This window comes from Enterobacter sp. MGH 16 (assembly GCF_000493175.1).
GTDB lineage: Bacteria > Pseudomonadota > Gammaproteobacteria > Enterobacterales > Enterobacteriaceae > Enterobacter > Enterobacter roggenkampii.
The window spans coordinates 3,494,254-3,515,930 of record NZ_KI535695.1 but is presented as its reverse complement, the minus strand read 5'-3'; the positions used below and the strand labels follow the sequence as shown (position 1 = coordinate 3,515,930).

General features: G+C 57.0%; 21 protein-coding genes. 11 read left to right on the top strand and 10 right to left on the bottom strand.

Features of this window, described 5'->3' with window-relative positions; genetic code table 11:
• Positions 1-65: 65 nt before the first annotated feature.
• Both nirD and nirB read right to left on the bottom strand, forming a co-directional pair.
• On the bottom strand, positions 66-392 hold the full coding sequence (gene nirD, locus L362_RS06305) for a nitrite reductase small subunit NirD (RefSeq protein WP_008503027.1): 327 nt from the start codon (positions 390-392) through the stop codon (positions 66-68).
• Entirely contained in the window at positions 389-2,932 is a 2,544-nt protein-coding gene (nirB, locus tag L362_RS06310; protein WP_023345025.1) for a nitrite reductase large subunit NirB, read from the bottom strand. The genes nirD and nirB overlap by 4 nt, the downstream gene beginning before the upstream one ends.
• Before the next feature lie 239 nt (positions 2,933-3,171).
• Between nirB and L362_RS06315 the strand changes: the two genes are divergently transcribed.
• Positions 3,172-4,473 carry a cytosine deaminase gene (locus L362_RS06315; RefSeq protein ID WP_023345024.1) on the top strand — a complete coding sequence of 434 codons (1,302 nt, stop codon included), beginning with the start codon at positions 3,172-3,174 and terminating at the stop codon, positions 4,471-4,473.
• 18 nt (positions 4,474-4,491) lie between these two features.
• Here the strand turns inward: L362_RS06315 and tsgA are convergent, their stop codons facing one another.
• Entirely contained in the window at positions 4,492-5,676 is a 1,185-nt protein-coding gene (gene tsgA, locus L362_RS06320; RefSeq protein WP_023345023.1) for an MFS transporter TsgA, read from the bottom strand.
• Positions 5,677-5,954: 278 nt separating this feature from the next.
• Between tsgA and ppiA the strand changes: the two genes are divergently transcribed.
• From ppiA to L362_RS06340, 4 genes are all read left to right on the top strand, one after another.
• The gene (gene ppiA, locus L362_RS06325) at positions 5,955-6,527 is read left to right on the top strand and encodes a peptidylprolyl isomerase A (RefSeq protein WP_014885514.1); all 573 of its coding nucleotides are present in this window, start codon (positions 5,955-5,957) and stop codon (positions 6,525-6,527) included.
• A gap of 105 nt (positions 6,528-6,632) precedes the next feature.
• Positions 6,633-7,217 carry a putative adenosine monophosphate-protein transferase Fic gene (locus L362_RS06330; RefSeq protein ID WP_023345022.1) on the top strand — a complete coding sequence of 195 codons (585 nt, stop codon included), beginning with the start codon at positions 6,633-6,635 and terminating at the stop codon, positions 7,215-7,217.
• Positions 7,218-7,247: 30 nt separating this feature from the next.
• A complete protein-coding gene (pabA, locus tag L362_RS06335; protein ID WP_008503021.1) occupies positions 7,248-7,811 on the top strand; it encodes an aminodeoxychorismate synthase component 2 in 564 nt (187 codons plus the stop codon).
• Between the two features lie 85 nt (positions 7,812-7,896).
• Positions 7,897-9,117: a bifunctional acetylornithine/succinyldiaminopimelate transaminase gene (locus L362_RS06340; RefSeq protein ID WP_023345021.1), complete on the top strand. Its 1,221-nt coding sequence runs from the start codon at positions 7,897-7,899 to the stop codon at positions 9,115-9,117.
• Here the strand turns inward: L362_RS06340 and L362_RS06345 are convergent.
• A complete protein-coding gene (locus L362_RS06345) occupies positions 9,114-11,201 on the bottom strand; it encodes a YccS/YhfK family putative transporter (protein WP_023345020.1) in 2,088 nt (695 codons plus the stop codon). The genes L362_RS06340 and L362_RS06345 overlap by 4 nt on opposite strands.
• 57 nt (positions 11,202-11,258) lie before the next feature.
• Positions 11,259-11,891, bottom strand: coding sequence for a cAMP-activated global transcriptional regulator CRP (gene crp / locus L362_RS06350; protein WP_000242758.1), 633 nt, complete (start codon positions 11,889-11,891; stop codon positions 11,259-11,261).
• A 311-nt stretch (positions 11,892-12,202) separates the two neighbouring features.
• Here crp and L362_RS06355 point away from each other — a divergent pair, with 311 nt between their 5' ends.
• Positions 12,203-12,607 (top strand): OsmC family protein, encoded by a 405-nt coding sequence (locus L362_RS06355; protein WP_023345019.1) that lies wholly within the window; start codon positions 12,203-12,205, stop codon positions 12,605-12,607.
• 84 nt (positions 12,608-12,691) lie between these two features.
• Here L362_RS06355 and L362_RS06360 read toward each other — a convergent pair whose 3' ends face one another.
• The 4 genes from L362_RS06360 to L362_RS06375 all read right to left on the bottom strand — a co-directional run bounded on the left by L362_RS06360 (position 12,692) and on the right by L362_RS06375 (position 16,831).
• Positions 12,692-13,561: a phosphoribulokinase gene (locus L362_RS06360; protein ID WP_008503017.1), complete on the bottom strand. Its 870-nt coding sequence runs from the start codon at positions 13,559-13,561 to the stop codon at positions 12,692-12,694.
• A gap of 30 nt (positions 13,562-13,591) precedes the next feature.
• Positions 13,592-13,810: a YheU family protein gene (locus L362_RS06365; RefSeq protein ID WP_008503016.1), complete on the bottom strand. Its 219-nt coding sequence runs from the start codon at positions 13,808-13,810 to the stop codon at positions 13,592-13,594.
• Positions 13,807-14,829 (bottom strand): hydrolase, encoded by a 1,023-nt coding sequence (locus tag L362_RS06370; RefSeq protein WP_023345018.1) that lies wholly within the window; start codon positions 14,827-14,829, stop codon positions 13,807-13,809. Before L362_RS06370 ends, L362_RS06365 begins: the two co-directional genes overlap by 4 nt.
• A gap of 97 nt (positions 14,830-14,926) precedes the next feature.
• The gene (locus tag L362_RS06375) at positions 14,927-16,831 is read right to left on the bottom strand and encodes an ABC transporter ATP-binding protein (RefSeq protein WP_023345017.1); all 1,905 of its coding nucleotides are present in this window, start codon (positions 16,829-16,831) and stop codon (positions 14,927-14,929) included.
• A 135-nt stretch (positions 16,832-16,966) separates the two neighbouring features.
• Here L362_RS06375 and kefG point away from each other — a divergent pair, with 135 nt between their 5' ends.
• From kefG to slyD, 4 genes are all read left to right on the top strand, one after another.
• Positions 16,967-17,521: a glutathione-regulated potassium-efflux system ancillary protein KefG gene (gene kefG, locus L362_RS06380; protein ID WP_065365756.1), complete on the top strand. Its 555-nt coding sequence runs from the start codon at positions 16,967-16,969 to the stop codon at positions 17,519-17,521.
• Positions 17,521-19,326 (top strand): glutathione-regulated potassium-efflux system protein KefB, encoded by a 1,806-nt coding sequence (kefB, locus tag L362_RS06385; protein WP_023345015.1) that lies wholly within the window; start codon positions 17,521-17,523, stop codon positions 19,324-19,326. The genes kefG and kefB overlap by 1 nt, the downstream gene beginning before the upstream one ends.
• A 13-nt stretch (positions 19,327-19,339) precedes the next feature.
• On the top strand, positions 19,340-19,540 hold the full coding sequence (locus L362_RS06390) for a YheV family putative zinc ribbon protein (RefSeq protein ID WP_008503011.1): 201 nt from the start codon (positions 19,340-19,342) through the stop codon (positions 19,538-19,540).
• A gap of 94 nt (positions 19,541-19,634) precedes the next feature.
• Positions 19,635-20,225 carry a peptidylprolyl isomerase gene (slyD, locus tag L362_RS06395; protein ID WP_008503010.1) on the top strand — a complete coding sequence of 197 codons (591 nt, stop codon included), beginning with the start codon at positions 19,635-19,637 and terminating at the stop codon, positions 20,223-20,225.
• A 51-nt stretch (positions 20,226-20,276) separates the two neighbouring features.
• Here slyD and L362_RS06400 read toward each other — a convergent pair whose 3' ends face one another.
• Positions 20,277-20,495: a protein SlyX gene (locus L362_RS06400; RefSeq protein WP_008503009.1), complete on the bottom strand. Its 219-nt coding sequence runs from the start codon at positions 20,493-20,495 to the stop codon at positions 20,277-20,279.
• A gap of 238 nt (positions 20,496-20,733) precedes the next feature.
• Between L362_RS06400 and fkpA the strand changes: the two genes are divergently transcribed.
• Complete coding sequence (gene fkpA / locus L362_RS06405; protein ID WP_008503008.1) at positions 20,734-21,552, top strand: FKBP-type peptidyl-prolyl cis-trans isomerase; 819 nt, start codon at positions 20,734-20,736, stop codon at positions 21,550-21,552.
• Positions 21,553-21,677 lie beyond the last annotated feature (125 nt).

Genomic DNA, 21,677 nt, shown 5'->3' with positions numbered 1-21,677 from the left:
CATACGGTTTTTCCTGCCGTTACCCATAAGGGGTCATAAGCCTTTCCTATTGAAAAGGCGAGGGGTTACGCTTTCAGCTGCACCTCGCCGTCCTTCACGCGGACGTCGTAGTGTTTGACCGAGAAGCTTTCATCTTCCATGCAGAGTCCGTCGGTTAAGCGGAAACGCTGCTTTTTCAACGGGCTGGCGACCCACAGTTCACCCTGGTGCTCGGCAATCAGTCCGCGGGAGAGCACGCTGGCCTCAAAGAACGGGTCGATATTGCTGATGGCAAAGACCTGTTCATCGTGGCGAGGGCGGAAAATCGCCACCTGCTCGTTGCCCAGCAGCGCACAGACGCCGGTGGCGGGGAGAATGTCGTTAATATTGCAGATGTTTACCCACTGGCTCATGCGTTTTCCTCCACCAGCGTGACCGGAATACGTTCATACGGCGTGGCCGGACGATGCTGTTCGCGCTCCGGCACAACCTGTACGTTCGGGTCGCGCTGGGTGCTGTTGATAAAGTGTTTGAAGCGCGTCTGCGCCGCCGGGGTGTTGACGGTTTCCGTCCATTCGCAGATCACCGCCTCGCGCAGGCGCGCCATCTCCGCTTCCAGATGTTCGTTCAGGCCCAGCTTGTCGTCGATGATGACCGATTTCAGGTAATCGATGCCGCCCTCAAGGTTATCGAGCCAGGAGGCGGTACGGGTCAGCTTATCGGCGGTACGGATGTAGAACATCATGAAGCGGTCGAGATACTGAATCAGCGTCTCACGATCGAGATCCGCCGCCAGCAGGTCCGCATGGCGCGGTTTCATCCCGCCGTTGCCGCACACATACAGGTTCCAGCCTTTCTCGGTGGCAATAATACCCACGTCTTTACCCTGCGCTTCCGCACATTCGCGGGTACAGCCGGAGACGCCGAACTTCATTTTGTGCGGGGTACGGATGCCTTTGTAGCGGTTTTCCAGCTCAACGCCGAAGCCCACGCTATCGCCGACGCCGTAGCGACACCAGGTGCTGCCCACGCAGGTTTTCGCCATGCGCAGCGCTTTGGCGTACGCGTGGCCGGTTTCGAAGCCCGCTTCAATCAGCTGACGCCAGATTTCCGGCAGGTCGTCCTTCTGCGCACCAAACAGGCCGATACGCTGGGAGCCGGTAATTTTGGTGTAGAGGTTAAATTCACGTGCGATACGGCCCACCGCGACCAGCCCTTCCGGCGTGATTTCACCACCGGCCGAGCGTGGAATCACGGAGTAGGTGCCGTCTTTCTGGATGTTGGCCAGGAAGTTGTCGTTGGTGTCCTGCAGCGGCGTATGCTCGGGCTTGAGCACGTACTCGTTCCAGCAGGAGGCCAGCAGGGAGCCGACGGTCGGTTTACACACTTCACAGCCGTAGCCCTGGCCGTGCTTCGCCAGCAGTTCGTCGAAGGACTTAATGCCTTCCACGCGGATCAGGTGATACAGCTCCTGGCGAGAATACGCGAAGTGCTCGCACAGGTTATTGTTCACTTCGATGCCCTGTTTCGCCAGTTCGGCGTTCAGCACCTGGGTGACCAGCGGAATACAGCCGCCGCAGCCGGTACCGGCTTTGGTTTCCGCTTTCAGCGCCGCAACGGTGTGGCACCCTTTGTTGATCGCGGAGATCAGCATGCCTTTGGTCACGTCGAAGCAGGAGCAAATCTGCGCGCTGTCCGGCAGTTTATCCACGCCGATGGACGGCTTGCCGCTGGAGGCGTGCGCCGGGAGGATCAGCGCGTCCGGGTTTTCCGGCAGCTCGATGGCGTTGAGCACCAGCTGGAGCAGGTTACCGAAGTCGCTGGTGTCGCCCACCAGCACCGCGCCGAGCAGGGTTTTGTTGTCCTGGCTGACGATGAGACGTTTGTAGACCTCTTTGCTTTCGTCGAGATAGACATAGCTGCGCGCGCCGGGCGTGCGGCCATGCGCATCGCCAATACCGCCTACGTCCACGCCCAGCAGCTTCAGCTTGGCGCTCATGTCTGCGCCGGTGAAGGCGTTTTCGCTGCCCAGGATATGATCCACGGCGACCTGCGCCATTTTGTACCCGGGCGCGACCAGGCCGAATACGCGGTTGTTCCAGCTGGCGCATTCGCCGATGGCGTAAATATCCGGGTCGGAGGTCTGGCAGGTGTCGTTAATCATGATCCCACCGCGCTGCGCGACGGCCAGGCCGCACTGCGTTGCCAGCTTGTCGCGCGGGCGGATGCCGGTGGAGAAGACGATGAAGTCCACTTCCAGCTCGCTGCCGTCGGCAAAGCGCATGGTTTTGCGTGCTTCAGTCCCTTCCTGAACGATCTCTTTGGTGTTTTTGCTGGTGTGAACCTTCACGCCCATGCTTTCGACCTTACGACGCAGCTGGTCACCACCCATGTGGTCCAGCTGTTCGGCCATCAGCATCGGCGCAAATTCGATGACGTGGGTTTCAACGCCGAGGTTTTTCAGCGCGCCCGCGGCTTCCAGGCCCAGCAGGCCACCGCCAACAACCGCGCCGCGTTTGCTTCGACGCGCACAGGATTCAATGGCGTTGAGGTCTTCAATGGTACGGTAAACGAAGCAATCCTGCGTTTCCGAGCCTTTAATCGGCGGGATCCACGGATACGAGCCCGTCGCCATGATCAGCTTATCGTAAAAAACCGTACGGCCGGCGCTGGAGTGGATCACTTTTTCCTGACGGTTGATGGTGATAGCGCGTTCGCCCACCAGCACTTTTACGCCATGCTTCTCGTAGAAACCTTCACGCACCAGAGAGAGCTCTTCGGCGGTATGATGGGAGAAGTAGGAAGACAGGTGCACACGGTCGTATGCCTTGCGGGGTTCTTCACAGAACACGGTAATATCGAACTGCTCAGCATCGGCTTTATCGAGAAGATCCTCAATAAAGCGGTGGCCGACCATGCCGTTACCGATGATAGCGAGTCTGACTTTGCTCATTATTGCCTCGATTTCTTTTCTATTATTGCCTACCTTAACGATTCAGCAGGGGCGCTTATTGATGCAAATCAAATACGCCTTCGCCTACTCCTTAGGTGGTATATGACTGATTTGTCAGGATTTTTATAAGTGGCGGAAATCGCAGGCTTTTCGTGTTCGTTGAATTTGTGTACAAATCAGGGGCGGTTTTGCAAAAATCGATACGCCTGAATATCAGCTGCGTTTATGAGGGGAAAGTTATGTCTACATCACCGTTATGGCTTGTTCAGAATGTGCGTTTACCGGGTCGGGATGGGCTGTGGCAACTTGCCATCGAGAACGGGCGATTTGGTGACATCACCCCCATGGACGACACCCACGCCGAAAGTTATGAGGTACTGAACGCGCGCGGTGGGCTGGCTATTCCCCCGTTCATCGAGCCGCATATTCATCTTGATACCACCCAGACGGCGGGTGAGCCGAACTGGAACCAGTCCGGCACGCTGTTCGAAGGCATTGAACGCTGGGCGGAGCGCAAGGCGCTGCTCAGCCATGAGGATGTGAAAGCACGCGCCTGGAAAACGCTGAAGTGGCAAATCGCTAACGGCATTCAGTTTGTCCGCACCCATGTGGATGTCTCTGACCCGACGCTCACCGCCCTGAAGGCGATGCTGGAGGTGAAGCAGGAGGTGGCGCCGTGGGTAACGCTGCAAATCGTCGCGTTTCCGCAGGAAGGTATTCTCTCTTACCCGAACGGCGCGGCGCTGCTTGAAGAGGCGTTAAAACTGGGAGCCGACGTGGTGGGGGCGATCCCGCACTTCGAATTTACCCGGGAATATGGCGTCCAGTCGCTGCACATCGCTTTTGAGCTGGCGAAGAAGTATGACCGCCCGCTGGATATCCACTGCGATGAAATTGACGACGAACAGTCGCGGTTTGTCGAGACGGTGGCCACGCTGGCGTATGAGGCCGGCATCGGCCCGCGCGTGACGGCCAGCCACACCACCGCCATGCACGCCTACAACGGCGCTTACACCTCGCGGCTTTTCCGTCTGCTGAAGATGTCGGGGATTAACTTCGTTGCGAACCCGCTGGTCAACATCCACCTGCAGGGGCGCTTTGATGACTATCCGAAGCGTCGCGGTATAACCCGGGTGAAAGAGCTGCAGGAGGCAGGTATTAACGTCTGCTTTGGTCATGACGACGTCTTCGACCCGTGGTACCCGCTCGGCACCGGCAACATGCTGCAGGTGCTGCATATGGGGCTACATGTCTGCCAGATGATGGGCTATCCGCAAATCGACAGCGGCCTGAACCTGATTACCCATAACAGCGCCCGCACCTTCGGCCTGAGCGATTACGGTATTGAAACGGGAAATCCGGCAAACCTGATTATTCTGCCTGCGGAGAGTGGGTTTGAAGCGGTGCGCTGTCAGGTGCCGGTGCGCTGGTCGATTCGTCAGGGGCGGATTATTGCCACTACGCAGCTGGCGCAGACCTGGATCCAGATGGATACCGGAGGAGAAGAGGTCAGTTTCGCCAGAAACAGCCCCTCTGCGTAATGCAAAGGGGCGCAGGGTTTAGTGCGATGCCGCTGCCGCGTTGTGCTGGCGGTGGCGGGTCACAAAGCCCAGGATGAAGCACATGATGAACACCACGGCGTACAGACCGTTCGCAGTGTGCAGCGCGGCCAGCGGGCCGCTGTGGGCAACGATCGGGCCCGTCACCACGAAGGTCAGCATGGTGCCGATGGTGCCGCAGGTCAGAACGAAGTTAACCAGCTTCGGCGAGGCCACTTTGGTCTGCAGAGAGCCCAGGGTGATGATCGAGGTATAAATGGCGCTGGAGAAGAAGCCCAGGGTCAGAATGAACCACGGCATATGCTCCGGCGAACCGTTGATGAACAGATACATCAGCACGGTCGCCAGGCCCGCCAGCACGGTCAGAATGCGCTGCAGGTCGAAGAAGCGCAGGATGAAGCTAAACGCCCACATGCCGAACATGTAGGACATCCAGAAATCGCTCACCAGTTTGCCCGCGTCGTTCAGGCTCATGCCCAGACCTTTGGCGTATTCCGGTACCCAGGAGATAAAGCCCAGCTGGCCCAGGATGTAGCACAGGGCGGCGATGGAGAGGAACAGCACGCCGATACCCCATTTCTCTTTCGCCACAGGCTCTGCCGTGGTTTGCGCTTTTTTACCCAGAACCGGGAAGTCGCAGCCGAAGGTCAGAATGAAAATTGCAACGTAGACCAGACCGATGCAGGCGTAGACCCAGTACCACTCAATGCTGCGCGCCAGCAGAACGGCAGCGACCATCGGGAAGATCATTCCGGCCATGCTGAAGAAGGAGTCGGTAAACAGCAGGCGCGCGCCGCGCTGGCGGCCTTCATACATATGGGTAATCAGGAACGTCCCGATCGACATGGTGATCCCGCTGACCAGGCCGAGCACGAACATGGCGGCTGAGAACAGGGCGATGCTGTGGCTGAGCATCAGACCCGCCACGGCGGAGACCATCAGCACGAAGCCGAAGCGAAGCTGGGTTTTCAGCGGCACGATTTCCATCAGCCAGGCATTCAGGAAGATAGAGATCAGGATCCCTGCGTTGAGGAAGGTGAAGGTGTTGCTCATGCTGGAAACGGGCAGCTGGAAGTAGTCTGCGATATTCCCCATCACCATCCCGGTGACGATCACCAACGCGCCGGTCAGGGCGTAGGAGAAGAAGCTGATCCATGTGAGCTTGATGCGATTGCTGTTAGTCATGTCTGGCCTGTTCAAAAAAAGAAAAGCGCCGAAGGGGCGCTGAGAGCGGGCAGATTTTAGTCGCTAAAGTGATCCATTCCTATCTTTTAAGGGTAATGATTATGTCATTGCAGGTTTTAATGTGATCTAAATCACATTAAGTGGCGGTCTAACCAATCGTTTGCGCAGTAATAATTGTTTCAATTTCGTAAAATTAGGTAAAAGGCTGGTCTACGTTCATACTGCTCTTTAGAATCAAGCCATTCGCTTTTTATACTGCGCTTTGTTAAGGAATTCTCATGCTCAAATCAACACTGGCGGCTGTCGCAGCTGTGTTTGCTCTTTCTGCCGTTTCCCCTGCTGCGCTGGCAGCAAAAGGGGACCCTCACGTTCTGCTGACCACCTCCGCCGGGAATATTGAGCTGGAACTGAATAGCCAGAAAGCTCCGGTTTCTGTGAAAAACTTCCTCGACTATGTGAACAGTGGTTTCTATAACAACACCACCTTCCACCGCGTGATCCCGGGCTTCATGATTCAGGGTGGCGGCTTCAACGAGCAGATGCAGCAGAAACAGCCGAACCCGCCAATCAAAAACGAAGCGGACAACGGCCTGCTGAACAAACGCGGCACGATCTCTATGGCGCGTACCGCAGACAAAGATAGCGCGACCAGCCAGTTCTTCCTCAACGTGGCGGATAACGCCTTCCTCGACCACGGCCAGCGCGACTTCGGCTATGCGGTGTTCGGTAAAATCGTGAAAGGGATGGACGTGGCCGATAAGATTTCTCAGGTGCCTACCCATGACGTCGGTCCGTATCAGAATGTGCCGTCCAAACCTGTCGTGATCCTCTCCGCAAAAGTTCTGCCGTAACGTTCTTCGACGCGGGCGAGGCTCGCCCGTGTTGTGACCCCTCCCTGCGAAAGCGCGTTTTGCTGCTTATACTTGTGGCAAACGGACTATTCAGGGAGGCGTTAAGTGAAAAAACTCACCGACAAGCAAAAATCCCGTCTTTGGGAGCAGCAGCGTAGCGTCAACTTTCAGGCCAGTTGTCTCCTTGAGAAAGGTAATGGTCCATCGGATCCCGACATTGAGAGCCTGGCGCTTGGGCCTTCCGCGCCCGGGTTACCCCATCTGTGCCTTATTCACCGCCATCTCTACCGCAGAGAGATGAAGCGGGCAGGTGAGTTCCGGACCGACGATATTTTCAAAGGTGATATTCCCTTCTGCCATTTCGAATACATCGAGAAGATGGGTAATGAACTGATGGCGGCACTGGAAAGCGAAAAGTATCTGGCTGGCCTTGAGAAAGCGGCGTTCATTGAAAAAATTAGCCATTATTATTGTGAAATCAACATGCTGCATCCTTTTTCGAGTGGTAACGGTATTGCTCAGCGCGTTTTCTTTGAGCAGCTGGCGCTCCATGCGGGCTATTCACTGGACTGGCGCGATATCGATCCCGAGGAGTGGGTGTCCGCTAACCGCAGCGGCGCAACGGGGGATTTAACCGCGCTAAACGCGATCTTTGCCAAAGTAGTGAGCGAAGCGCGGGAATCTGAGTAGAATAGGGCGGCATTTTTTTCGGGAGCCGCCATGATTCTGCTGATTGATAACTACGATTCCTTCACCTGGAACCTTTACCAGTATTTTTGCGAACTGGGTGCAGAGGTGGTTGTCCGACGTAACGACGAGATTGGCCTGGCCGATATCGAGACGCTGGCTCCGCAGAAAATCGTGATTTCACCCGGCCCCTGCACGCCGTCGGAATCAGGTATTTCGCTGGAGGTTATCCAGCACTATGCCGGCAAGCTGCCGATCCTCGGCGTTTGTCTGGGCCATCAGGCGATTGCTCAGGCCTTTGGTGCCACCATCGTGCGCGCCGCCAAAGTCATGCACGGCAAAACCTCGCCGGTCACCCACACGGGCACCGGAGTGTTCACGGGGCTCAATAATCCGTTAACCGTGACGCGCTACCATTCCCTGGTCATTGACCCGTCGACGCTGCCCGACGGCTTTGAGGTGACCGCCTGGAGCGATACGCAGGAGATCATGGGGATTCGACATCGCGAATGGGATCTCGAAGGCGTGCAGTTCCATCCGGAAAGCATCCTCAGCGAGCAGGGGCACGCGCTGCTGGCAAATTTCCTCCATCGCTGAATATCTGTTGCCTTGCTGTGATTTTTTATGCATATTTTGTGATTATATTTTCACAATCAATGTGACATAAATGGATGGGCATGACATGGCAACTGAACAACCAGCAATTACCCGCGCGACATTCGATGAAGTGATTCTGCCGATTTATGCACCGGCTGAATTTATCCCGGTGAGGGGGAAAGGCAGCCGCGTCTGGGATCAGCAGGGCAAGGAGTATGTGGATTTCGCGGGCGGTATTGCGGTCACGGCGCTGGGTCATTGCCATCCCGCGCTGGTGGAGGCGCTGAAAACCCAGGGTGAAACCCTGTGGCACACCAGCAACGTGTTCACCAACGAACCGGCGCTGCGCCTGGGCCGTAAGATCATTGATGCCACGTTTGCCGAGCGCGTGCTGTTTATGAACTCCGGCACCGAAGCCAACGAAACCGCCTTTAAGCTGGCGCGCTACTACGCGACCACGCGCCACAGCCCGTACAAAACCAAAATCATCGCCTTCCACAATGCCTTCCACGGACGCTCCTTCTTTACCGTCTCCGTTGGCGGCCAGCCGAAGTATTCCGACGGGTTTGGTCCGAAACCGGCCGACATCATCCACGTGCCGTTTAACGATCTGCACGCGGTGAAAGCGGTGATGGACGACCACACCAGCGCGGTGGTGGTCGAGCCTATTCAGGGGGAAGGCGGCGTGACCGCGGCAACCCCGGAATTCCTGAAAGGGCTGCGCGCGCTGTGCGACGAGCATCAGGCGCTGCTGGTGTTTGATGAAGTGCAGTGCGGGATGGGGCGTACCGGGGACCTGTTTGCCTATATGCACTACGGCGTGACGCCGGATATTCTGACCAGCGCGAAAGCGCTCGGCGGCGGTTTCCCGGTAAGTGCGGTTCTGACGACGCAGGAGATCGCCTCCGCGTTCCACGTCGGTTCTCATGGCTCTACCTACGGCGGTAACCCGCTGGCGAGCGCCGTAGCGGGGGCCGCGTTCGACATCATCAACACGCCAGAGGTGCTAAACGGCGTTAGCGCGAAGCGCGAGCTGTTTGTGAAGCACCTGAAGCAGATTGACGAGCAGTACGACGTGTTCAGCGAGATCCGCGGGATGGGGCTGCTGATTGGCGCCGAGCTGAAGCCGCAGTACAAGGGCCGCGCGCGCGACTTCCTGCACGCCGCCGCTCGCGAAGGGGTGATGGTGCTCAACGCCGGGCCGGACGTGATGCGCTTTGCGCCGTCGCTGGTGGTGGAAGACAAAGACATCGAAGACGGCTTAACCCGCTTTGCCGCGGCGGTTGCAAAGATCGTTAAAGGCTAATATTCGGTTCGTTTCAACCGGCGCGTTAACCAAACCCCATGATGCGGACGCTGACGCCATGCCACCGACGAAATGGTGTGCATGGTGTTCAGATGCCCCAGCACGCGCTGCAAGTGTTGCTCCAGGGTGCTCATTGGCCCGTGGGTTAACGTCTCCGGCGCTTCCAGAATATTTAAATCCCCCGACTCGCCCGGCGAGTCATACTCCAGACGCTGCTGGCAGCGCTGCAGCGCAATTTCACACGACTGCAAATAGCGCTGCGCCAGATCCGGCGTCAGCATCGTATGCTCGCGCGCCAGCGTCGTCATGGCGTTAATGTGCTCAACGATAAACTGACTGTGCGTTACCCACAGCTTCATATCGGCCAGATAATGTGAGTTAAAGCCCGGCTCCTGCATCGCCTGGTTGAGCGAGTTGAACAGAGCGTTGTGCGCCTGGTTGACCTTCATGCGCTGATACGCCAGCGGGGAGGGCTGCGGGTCGTCGCTCAGGATGAGGCGAATGGCCTGCTGGTCGGCCTCCAGCGCGTCGTGGGCGTTCTGCCTGAGCAGCCCGCTCTGCCACTGCGGCCACAGCCAGACCATGCCGCCGAAGGCAATCAGGCAGCCGATCAGGGTATCAATCAGCCTGGCGACAATAAACTGTTCGCCGTTCAGCGTAAGCAGCTGCAGGGTGTATACCGCCGTCACCGTAAAGCCCACCATCGCCCAGCCGTAATTTTTGCGGATAATCAGGTAGCTCACCAGCGTGATCGCCAGCATGCCTGCCAGGGTATAGCCTTCCGGCACGTGGAAGTGCAGCGTTACGCCTGCAATGATCAGCCCGGCCATGGTGCCGCCCGCCCGGTGCAGAATACGCACCCGCGTGGCGCCGTAGCCGTTCTGGGTGACGAACAGCACGGTCATTAAGATCCAGTAGGGCTTCGGCAGATGCAGCGCCATGCCCATCAGGCTGGCGATACTGAGCATCACGCTAATTCGTGCGGCATTGCGCAGGGCGGACGATTTGAGAGACAGATAGCTTTTGAGCGCGGGCAACAGGGGAAGCCGTTTTTGTTTATCCGCCATCAGGTCGCGGGAATAAAGCGGGCGCTGGGTGCGCAGCACGCGGGCGATGCGGCTGAAGTGCCAGGCGGCAAACTGGCCGACCGGGTTATCCGGATGCTGACGGGCGATTTTCTCCAGCGCGCCGAGCTGTTTTTCCATATTAAAGCGCGTGGGATAGCGGTGGTAGAGAATATCGTCAGCCAGCACGCGCAGGCGTGCCGAGACGGTCTGCGCGTTCCAGCGGATCACCGCTTCGGCGTGGCTGCGCTCAACCAGCTTTTGCACCTCCTGCGGGTGGTGCAGGCTAACGGAGATATGCTCCTGCAGATCCAGGCCTACCTGGAAGGTGCGCAGCAGCCGTTTGTATTCGTGGTTCTTGTTGGCGGCGAGCATATGCAGCTGCTGATAGCACTGGCTTATCAGATCCACCACCTTCTGCTGGCGCGTCAGCAGCGGCGGTAAGGCTTTTTCCGGATCGGTATGCTGGGTGAGCAGGGTGTATTTGGCTTCGCAGTATTCCGCCAACTGCACATAGAGCAGGCTCAGGGATTCGCGCAGCGGCTGTTCCCGCCACAGCCAGAACCAGAACCAGTTAAACAGCCCGTACCACAGTGTCCCCAGCGCGTAGATCAGCAGCGGCTCCCACACCGGCATATTCCCGGCGAGGCTCAGCGTGAAGATGGCCGCAATCAGCGAGGCGGGTAGCAGGCGGGCGTGCAGCGAGCTGATTTCCGCCGTGACGCCGAGCGTCATCGCCAGCACCGTCAGGATCAGCGGCAGCGGGATATCCCGGGCCAGTAAAAGCTGTACGGCAAGGCTACAGCCAGCAAACAGGCAGCCGCCCACGATCAGACGTTTGAAAAAGCGCTTATGCGGTGTGTCCAGGCCAGCAATGTTGCAGCAGGCGGGCACGAGGGAAAAGAGCAGGCCTTGCTGAAGGTGTCCGAGGATCAGGCCGATGGCCACGGGTAGACACAACACCAGCGTTTGTCGCAGTGCGTAGTTAACTTCCGGGTGATAGATCAGCCTGCGCCACATGAGGAGTAGAGACAAAAACGGCGTGACACCTTGCGATGGCACGCCGTTTAAGCGGAATTAACGCGTTCCGTAAACCACGATGGTTTTACCGTGGGCGGAGATCAGGTTTTGATCTTCCAGCATTTTCAGGATACGGCCCACTGTTTCACGGGAGCAACCGACGATCTGACCAATTTCCTGACGGGTAATTTTAATTTGCATGCCGTCCGGATGGGTCATGGCGTCCGGCTGTTTCGCCAGGTTCAGCAGAGTTTGTGCGATGCGGCCCGTCACGTCCAGGAAGGCGAGGTTGCCCACTTTCTCTGAGGTGACCTGCAGACGGCGCGCCATCTGGGAAGAGAGACGCATCAGAATGTCAGGGTTAACCTGAATCAGCTGACGGAACTTCTTGTAAGAAATTTCAGCCACTTCACATGCTGTCTTTGCACGAACCCAGGCGCTACGTTCCTGGCCCTCTTCAAACAGGCCCAGTTCACCGATGAAATCGCCCTGGTTCAGATAAGAAAGGATCATCTCTTTCCCTTCTTCATCTTTGATCAGCACTGCCACCGAGCCTTTAACGATGTAATACAACGTTTCCGCTTTTTCACCCTGGTGAATCAGCGTGCTCTTTGATGGGTACTTATGAATGTGGCAATGAGACAAGAACCATTCGAGAGTCGGGTCTGTTTGCGGTTTGCCAAGCACCATGCGCTGTTATCCTCTGTTATAAGCTGTCACCAGAGTCATCAGATGCATCCGGACTCTGGGGTTGCAATCGAATTCTTACCCATACCCTGGGAAGTCGGCTACCGTAACGTTTCGCAGCCAGTAAAGTTTGATGTCCTCTGCATACATGTGTAACGTCAATGTATTACTGTAGCATCCTGAGTGTTTTAGCATAGCTTTCGCCGCGTGTCTCCTGGTGTCTCGCTTCAGCATGATGCAGGTCGCCTTCCATTGCGAGAAATGTAACGCACGCGTAATCTGTCACCAAAAATGCAACGTTGGAGTTTAAGAATATGCAAGCGCGCGTGAAGTGGGTTGAAGGTTTAACGTTCCTGGGCGAGTCCGCGTCAGGACATCAGATTTTGATGGATGGTAACTCCGGCGATAAAGCGCCCAGCCCAATGGAAATGGTGCTGATGGCGGCAGGGGGATGCAGTGCCATTGACGTGGTGTCGATTCTGCAAAAAGGCCGTCATGACGTGACGGATTGTGAGGTCAAACTCACGTCAGAACGCCGCGAAGAGGCGCCACGCCTGTTCACCCACATCAATCTGCACTTTGTGGTCACCGGTAAAGAACTGAAAGACGCGGCGGTTTCACGTGCGGTGGACCTGTCTGCGGAGAAGTACTGCTCTGTGGCGTTAATGCTGGAGAAAGCGGTAAACATCACCCATTCGTATGAAGTGATCGAGGCTTAATGTTTTGGCGGGTGGCGCTTCGCTGACCCGCCCTACAAAAGCACGACCGTTGGCCCGGTAAGCGCAGCGCCCCGGGCAAAAAACTCACGCGATCTGTTTCCCTTCCATCAGTCGCTCCACCAGCGGCGTCATGATGAGCTCCATCGCCAGCCCCATTTTTCCGCCCGGTACGACTAATGTATTCATGTGAGAAATAAACGAGCCCTGCAGCATCGCCAGCAGCCAGGGGTAGTCAATGCCTTCGAGATTGCGGAAATGGATCACCACAAAGCTCTCATCCAGGGATGGGATACTTTTGGCCGCGAACGGGTTGGAGGTGTCCACCGTCGGCACGCGCTGGAAGTTGATATGGGTGCGGGAAAACTGCGGCGTCAGGAAGTTGATGTAGTCTTCCATGGAGCGCACCACCGAATCCATCACTGCTTCGCGCGAGTGGCCGCGCTCGCTCATGTCACGCGTCAGCTTCTGGATCCACTCCAGGTTAACGATAGGCACCACGCCAACCAGCAGATCCACGTGGCGCGCCACGTCGTGCTGCGGCGTGACCACGCCGCCGTGTAATCCTTCGTAGAACAGCACGTCGGTAGGTTCCGGCAGGGGCTGCCAGGGGGTAAAGGTGCCAGGCACCTGATTCCAGGGAACGGCTTCATCATAGGTATGCAGATACTTGCGGGACTGCCCTTTACCGCTCTGGCCGTACTCAATAAAGGTTTGTTCCAGCAGGCCGAAGTCATTGGCTTCCGGACCGAAGTAGCTGATGTGTTTACCCAGATCGCGCGCCTTACGGATGGCCATGTCCATCTCCGGGCGCGTGTAGCGGTGAAAGCTGTCGCCTTCGACCTCCGCCGCACGGAGATTCAGCTGGGCGAAAATCTTGCGAAATGCGAGGCTGGTGGTGGTGGTTCCCGCACCACTCGACCCCGTAACGGCAATAACCGGATGTCTGGCAGACATAGCAACTCCCTGACTGAAAAGGGTGGAAGATCAGCCGTGAAACGCGTTGCGGGGCATGATATTGACCGTCTCATGCAGTTCTGACCACACCAGCACCACGTCGCCGCTTTTCAGCTGGCGCTTTACATCGTTGACCTTTTGCTCAAGCGAGCGTTCCTGTTCACCATAATCGGTGCCTTCGCGTAATACAAAGCTTTCAATCAGATTATCGAGCGTTTCGGGAGCCAGATCCTGCCAGGGAATAATCATGTTGCACCGTCCAGATAAGGGGTTAGCCAGTCAGGAATACGCGTCTCAAGCCACATTTTCGGGCGGCGCAGCGTGCCGCCGATAAACCCGACGTGGCCGCCGTGCTCGGTCAACTGATAGTGAACGTTGTCGGGCAGGAATTCCTGAGCGGGAATCGAGTGATGATCCATAAAAGGGTCATCTTTGGCGTGAATGATCAGCGTTGGCTGCGTGATCTTGCTGAGCAGCGGCATGGCGCTGCATTGACGATAATAGTCAATTGCATCGGCGAAGCCGTGAATTTTCGCGGTGATCAGATCGTCGAATTCGCGTATGCGGCGCACTTTTTTCAGCTGGCGCAGGCTGACCGGGAGAGTATCCGGGTAGGCTTTCAGTTTACGCGCGGCATTGGCCTTCAGCAGGTTGAGCAGGTAGCGCTGATAGACGCGGGAAAAGCCTTTGTCCATGTGGTAGCTGCACTGCTCCAGCATGAACGGGGCGGAGACGATGACGGCGGCATCCAGCGGGACGCTTTCCCCTTCTTTAGCTAACAGGCAGGCCAGCATATTTCCGCCCAGCGAGTAGCCTACGGCCGCGGTGGGCACGGTGCCAAAGTTGTCCCGCAGCCAGTGTAAAAACCACGTGCCGTCTTCGGTTTCACCCGAGTGATAGATACGCTTCTGCCGGTTCGGCTCGCCGCTGCAGCCGCGAAAATGCATCACCACGCCGAGCCAGCCGCGCGCTTTGGCTGCCTCAATGAGCCCGTGTGCATACGGGCTGTGCAGGCTGCCTTCCAGACCGTGAAAAACCACCAGCCGCGGCTTATGGCGAGCCTGCTCCGGCGCTTCGCTCCAGGCGAGATCCAGAAAGTCACCGTCTGGCAGATCTAGCCGCTGCCAGTGTGGGGTGAACTGAACCTTGCGGCGGATCAGTCGCGGCAGCATGGTCTGCAAATGGCGATTGGCGACGCCGCGCATAGGCACGAACTCAGTGCTGTCTTCGGCGGCAATGTCGAAGCCTGATGGAATGATTTGGGTCATAGGCGCGATGCTGATTCTTGTCGGAAATTTACGATACTTTCCGAATTGTACTCCGTTTAGCCTGGATTTCCGAACCAGGCTAAACGGAGCAATGAATTCAGTCAGCCTGCAGCATTGTTTCCAGCTGTTCCTGCGCATCCAGCCACGCCATCTCACACTCTTCAAGGCTGGATTTGGTCTTCGCCTGCGTTTGCAGGCAGTCCGTCAGTTCCGCTTTACGGCTCTGGTCATACAGACCGCTGTCGCCCAGCTTCTCTTCAACGGTAGCAAGCGTGGCGTTGAGCTTTTCCATCTCTTTTTCGAGACGGGCAATCTCTTTACGCAGCGGCTGCGTCTGGGTGCGCAGCTCCGCTTCACGGCGCTTCTGGTCTTTACGTGCCTGCGCGCTGTTGGCGTTGTCTTTCGCTGATTCTTCCGGCTGGTTCTCCTGCTTCTGCACGTCCGTCAGCCACTGCTGGTAGTCTTCCAGATCGCCGTCGAACGGTTCGACTTTGCCGTCGTGCACTAAGTAGAGATCGTCCGTGGTGGAGCGGATCAGGTGACGATCGTGCGAAACGACAACCAGCGCCCCTTCGAATTCAATCAGCGCTTCGGTCAGCGCCTGACGCATGTCGAGATCCAGGTGGTTGGTCGGTTCATCGAGCAGCAGCAGGTTCGGGCGCTGCCAGACGATCAGCGCCAGCACCAGACGGGCCTTTTCGCCGCCGGAGAAGCGCTCGGTGTTTTCGGTGACCTTATCGCCCTGGAAGCCGAAGCCGCCGAGATAGTCGCGCAGCTTCTGCTCCATCTCCTGCGGCGCCAGACGCGCGAGGTGCTGAATCGGGGATTCATCCGCGCGTAAAAATTCCAGCTGATGCTGGGCGAAGTAACCCAGCTTGATGCCCTTCGCCAGGCCGATTTCACCGTTGACCGGATTAAGCTCGCCCGCCAGCAGTTTGATCAGCGTGGATTTACCGGCACCGTTGCGCCCGAGCAGACCAATACGTGAACCCGGCACCAGGTTGAGCTTGATGGAGTCGAGAATAATGCGGTCGGCATAACCCGCGCTGACCTTTTCCATTTTCAGCAGGGGATTTGGCAGGCTTTCCGGGACCCGGAAGCTGAAGTGGAACGGGTTGTCGACGTGCGCCGGGGCGATCATCTCCATGCGCTCCAGCATCTTGATGCGACTCTGGGCCTGCTTCGCCTTTGACGCCTTGGCCTTGAAGCGATCCACAAAGCTTTGCAGGTGCGCCACGCGCTGCTGCTGGCTTTCGTACATGGACTGCTGCTGGGCAAGACGCGTCGCGCGCTGGCGCTCGAAGGAGCTGTAGTTGCCGGTGTACTCGAACATCGTTTGCTGTTCGATATGAATGATTTTATCCACCACCGGGTCGAGGAAGTCGCGGTCATGGGAGATCAGAATCAGAGTGCCCTGATAGCTCTTGAGCCACTTCTCCAGCCAAATAACCGCATCGAGATCGAGGTGGTTAGTCGGTTCATCGAGCAGCAGCAGGTCAGAGCGGCAGATCAGCGCCTGCGCCAGGTTGAGGCGCATACGCCAGCCGCCGGAGAAGTCGCTGACCGGGCGTTCCAGCTGCTCATTGCTGAAGCCCAGGCCGTGCAGCAGGCTGGAGGCGCGGGAGCGAATGGTCCACGCGTCGATGGCGTCCAGCTTGCCGTGAACGGTGGCGATGGCGTGACCGTCGTTGCGCTCGTTGGCGGCATTGAGCTCCGCTTCGAGCCTGCGGTATTCGCGGTCGCCGTCGATAACATAGTCGAGTGCCGGTTCGCTCAGCGCGGGCGTCTCCTGGTTTACCCAGGCGAGCTGCCAGTTCCCCGGGAAGGTGAAGTTACCGCCATCCGCGCTAATCTCGTTTTTCAGCAGCGCCAGCAGGGTGGATTTACCACAGCCGTTTTTGCCGACCAGACCCACTTTCTGGCCCGGGTTGATGGTAGCAGTGGCGTTATCCAGCAGGACGCGCACGCCGCGACGAATTTGTAACGAGGAGAAAACAATCATAGAAGCGCCGTATGTTCCGACTATGTTAATTTGTCATTATGATAATGTAAGGTGTGGGCCATTTTCCGCACCGGGCCGTCATGGTAGCCCAAAACAGCGACGATACACAAAAACAGAAACAAGACCGGGAGGGGAATGATGTCTCAGACAGCAAAAGTGCTGCTGCTGTATGCCCATCCGGAATCTCAGGACTCGGTGGCAAACCGGGTGCTGCTTAAGCCGGCTACTCAGCTCAGCAACGTGACGGTGCACGATCTCTACGCGCACTATCCTGATTTCTTTATTGATATTCCTTATGAGCAGGAACTGCTGCGTCAGCATGACGTGATTGTGTTCCAGCATCCGCTTTATACCTACAGCTGTCCGGCGCTGCTCAAAGAGTGGCTGGACCGCGTGCTGAGTCGGGGCTTCTCCAGCGGGGTGGGGGGCAACCAGCTGGCGGGAAAGTACTGGCGTAGTGTGATTACGACCGGTGAACCCGAAAGCGCCTACCGCCACGACGGGCTGAACCGTTATCCGATGAGCGACATTCTGCGGCCTTTCGAGCTGACGGCGGCCATGTGCCGTATGCACTGGATGAACCCGATTATTGTCTACTGGGCCCGTCGTCAGGATCCGAAAGAGCTGGCCAGCCACGCCAGAGCCTACGGTGAATGGCTGGCGTCACCGATTCCGGCAGGAGGGCGTTAATGGAAGGATCGAATTTGCTCCTCGCCGGGGTGCTGTTTTTATTTGCGGCCGTCGTCGCGGTGCCGCTTGCAGCGCGTATTGGTATCGGTGCGGTACTGGGGTATCTGCTGGCGGGGATCGCCATTGGCCCCTGGGGACTGGGATTCATCAGCGATGTGGATGAAATACTCCACTTCTCCGAGCTGGGCGTGGTGTTCCTGATGTTCATCATTGGCCTTGAGCTGAACCCTTCAAAATTGTGGCAGCTCCGACGCTCCATCTTTGGCGTAGGTGCCGCGCAGGTGTTGCTCAGCGCCGCGATTCTGGGTGGCCTGTTAATGCTGACGAATTTCTCCTGGCAGGCGGCGGTGATCGGCGGAATAGGCCTTGCGATGTCGTCGACGGCGATGGCCCTGCAGCTGATGCGCGACAAGGGGATGAACCGTAACGAAGCCGGTCAGCTGGGTTTTTCGGTGCTGCTGTTCCAGGATTTGGCGGTCATCCCGGCGCTGGCGCTGGTGCCGCTGCTGGCGGGCTCCGGCGACGACCACTTTGACTGGGCGAAAATCGCCATGAAGGTGCTGGCCTTCGCGGGGATGCTGATTGGCGGACGTTTCCTGTTACGTCCCGTATTCCGCTTTATTGCCGCGTCCGGCGTGCGCGAGGTGTTTACCGCCGCGACGCTGCTGCTGGTGCTGGGGTCGGCATTGTTTATGGACGCGCTGGGGCTGTCGATGGCGCTCGGGACCTTTATCGCCGGGGTACTGCTGGCGGAAAGTGAATACCGCCACGAGCTGGAAATTGCCATCGATCCCTTCAAAGGGTTGCTGTTGGGGTTGTTCTTTATTTCGGTGGGGATGGCGCTCAACCTTGGCGTGCTCTATACCCATCTCCTGTGGGTTGTGGTGAGCGTCGCTATCCTGGTGGCGGTGAAAACGCTGGTGCTGTACGTTATGGCGCGCATTTACGGCCTGCGCAGTTCGGAGCGCATGCAGTTTGCGAGCGTGTTGAGCCAGGGAGGCGAGTTCGCGTTTGTGCTGTTCTCTACCGCCTCGTCCCAGAAGCTGTTTAAAGACGATCAGATGGCGCTTTTGCTGGTAACGGTCACGCTGTCCATGATGACCACGCCGCTGCTGATGAAGATGGTGGATAGACTGCTGTCGCGCCGCCTGAACCCGACAGACGATGAAGACGAAGCGCCGTGGGTGGAAGACGATAAGCCCCAGGTGATCGTGGTGGGCTTTGGCCGCTTTGGACAGGTAATCGGCCGTTTGCTGATGGCGAACAAAATGCGCATTACGGTGCTGGAGCGGGATATCAGCGCGGTCAACCTGATGCGCAAATATGGCTACAAGGTTTACTACGGCGACGCGACCCAGCTTGAGCTACTGCGCTCGGCGGGGGCAGAGGCGGCAGAGTCCATCGTCATTACCTGTAACGACCCGGAAGACACGATGAAGCTGGTGGATCTCTGCCAGCAGCATTTCCCGCATCTGCATATTCTGGCGCGTGCGCGGGGACGTGTTGAAGCTCACGAATTATTGCAGGCGGGTGTGAAACACTTCTCCCGTGAGACGTTCTCCAGTGCGCTGGAGCTGGGGCGCAAGGCGCTGATCTCGCTTGGCATGCATCCGCATCAGGCGCAGCGCGCCCAGATGCATTTCCGCCGGCTGGATATGCGGATGCTGCGCGAGCTGATGCCGGTCCATACCGATACGGCGCAGATCTCCCGCGTGCGGGAAGCCCGTCGCGAGCTGGAGGAGATCTTCCAGCGCGAGATGCAGCAGGAACGACGCCAGCTCGATGGCTGGGATGAATTTGAATAAAGGGTAACGAAAGATGGCTGTACGTAAACGCTTTATCGCGGGTGCAAAATGCCCGACCTGCCAGGCGCAAGACACCCTGGCGATGTGGCGGGAAAATAATATTGATGTTGTTGAGTGTGTTAAGTGCGGTCACCAGATGCGTGAGGCCGACAAAGAGGCGCGCGAGCACGTTCGCAAAGAAGAGCAAGTTATCGGGATTTTTCATCCGGACTAGCGATATGCCCTGAGTTTTTTTAAGCTAAAGGGTACACAGGTGCAGATTTCCGCTACAATCTGCGCCAGCAATTTTCCCACGCTCAGGAGATATCATGAAAGTAGCAAAAGACCTGGTTGTCAGCCTGGCCTATCAGGTACGTACAGAAGACGGTGTGTTGGTTGATGAGTCTCCGGTGAGTGCGCCGCTTGACTACCTGCATGGTCACGGTTCCCTGATTTCCGGCCTGGAAAACGCGCTGGAAGGTCATGAAGTTGGCGACAAATTTGACGTTGCTGTAGGCGCGAACGACGCTTACGGTCAGTATGACGACAACCTGGTTCAGCGCGTTCCTAAAGACGTGTTCATGGGCGTTGACGAACTGCAGGTTGGCATGCGCTTCCTGGCGGAAACCGACCAGGGCCCGGTTCCAGTTGAAATCACCGAAGTGGAAGATGACCACGTCGTGGTTGACGGCAACCACATGCTGGCTGGCCAGAACCTGAAGTTCAACGTAGAAGTTGTTGCGATCCGCGAAGCGACCGAAGAAGAGCTGGCTCATGGCCACGTTCACGGTGCGCACGGTCACGACCATGACCACGATCACGGCCACGACGGCTGCTGCGGTGGTCACGGCCACGACCATGGTCATGACCACGGCCACGGTAAAGGTGGTTGCGGTAACGGCGGCTGCGGCTGCCACTAATTCCGTCATGCGGAAAATAAAAAAGCGGGATTATCCCGCTTTTTTTACGCCTCAATAATGAGGAGGTGGCGTCTCTTCTGACTGAGAGGCGATGTTCGACGGCTGCGTAGCCTTCAGCTTTTCCGTCAGCAGGCGCATATGATCCCGCAGTTTCGCCATTTCGAGCTCATGTGCGGTCACGGTCTGGTTTAGCTCTTCGATGGTGATGTCCTGAAAAGCCAGGCGGCTTTCCAGCTCAGCCATTCTCGCTTCTATCGTTGTATCCTTCATCATTCACCTCGTTTATTTCAGATTCGCCATAATGGCCCAGCGGCGGCGCAGTTTAACTGAGTTTATCCTTAAGTACAGTTCGCATCCCTCTGGCAAGAAACTTATTTAAACAAAAATAGTCTGAAAAGTGGCGAGAATTGGACGTGTCTGTCTGTAGATTTCTTCTGCAACGTTTTATAGTACGTCACTCATTTACGTTTAACGCTGGGGTGAGAGTCCCCAGGCCCTGGAGATATGGATGAAATCACTGTTTAAAGTAACGCTGCTGGCGACGACGATGGCTGTTGCGCTGAACGCGCCGCTGTCATTCGCTGCTGATACTGCTGCGAAGCCTGCTGCCACTGCAGACAGCAAAGCAGCGTTCAAAAATGACGACCAGAAATCCGCCTACGCACTGGGCGCATCTCTGGGTCGTTACATGGAAAACTCTCTGAAAGAACAAGAGAAACTGGGCATCAAACTGGATAAAGCTCAGCTGATCGCAGGCGTTCAGGACGCATTTGCCGATAAGAGCAAGCTGTCTGACCAGGAAATTGAACAGACTCTGCAGGCGTTCGAAGCGCGTGTGAAGGGCGCCGCGCAGACTAAGATGGACGCGGACGCTAAAGACAACGAAGCGAAAGGCAAAGCCTACCGCGATGCCTTCGCTAAAGAGAAGGGTGTGAAAACCTCTTCGACTGGCCTGGTATACAAAGTTGAGAAAGAAGGCACCGGCGATGCGCCTAAAGACAGCGACACGGTTGTCGTGAACTACAAAGGTACGCTGATCGACGGTAAAGAGTTTGATAACTCTTACACCCGTGGTGAGCCGCTCTCCTTCCGTCTGGATGGTGTGATCCCTGGCTGGACTGAAGGCCTGAAAAACATCAAGAAAGGCGGCAAGATCAAGATGGTCATCCCACCGGATCTGGCCTATGGCAAAACCGGCGTTCCGGGGATCCCTGCCAACTCTACGCTGGTCTTTGACGTAGAGCTGCTGGACATCAAACCGGCACCGAAAGCGGATGCCAAGGCAGACGCACCGGCTGACGATAAAGCCGCTGCTGCTAAGAAGTAATGCTGAAAAAAAACCGCCGCCTTTAAGGCGGCGGTTTTTTATTGTGGGGCAGATATAATTAACACTGGAAAGCGTTAGGCACGCTGTATTAATTTAGTTGTCCGTGTAGATAATGAGCCTGCCCT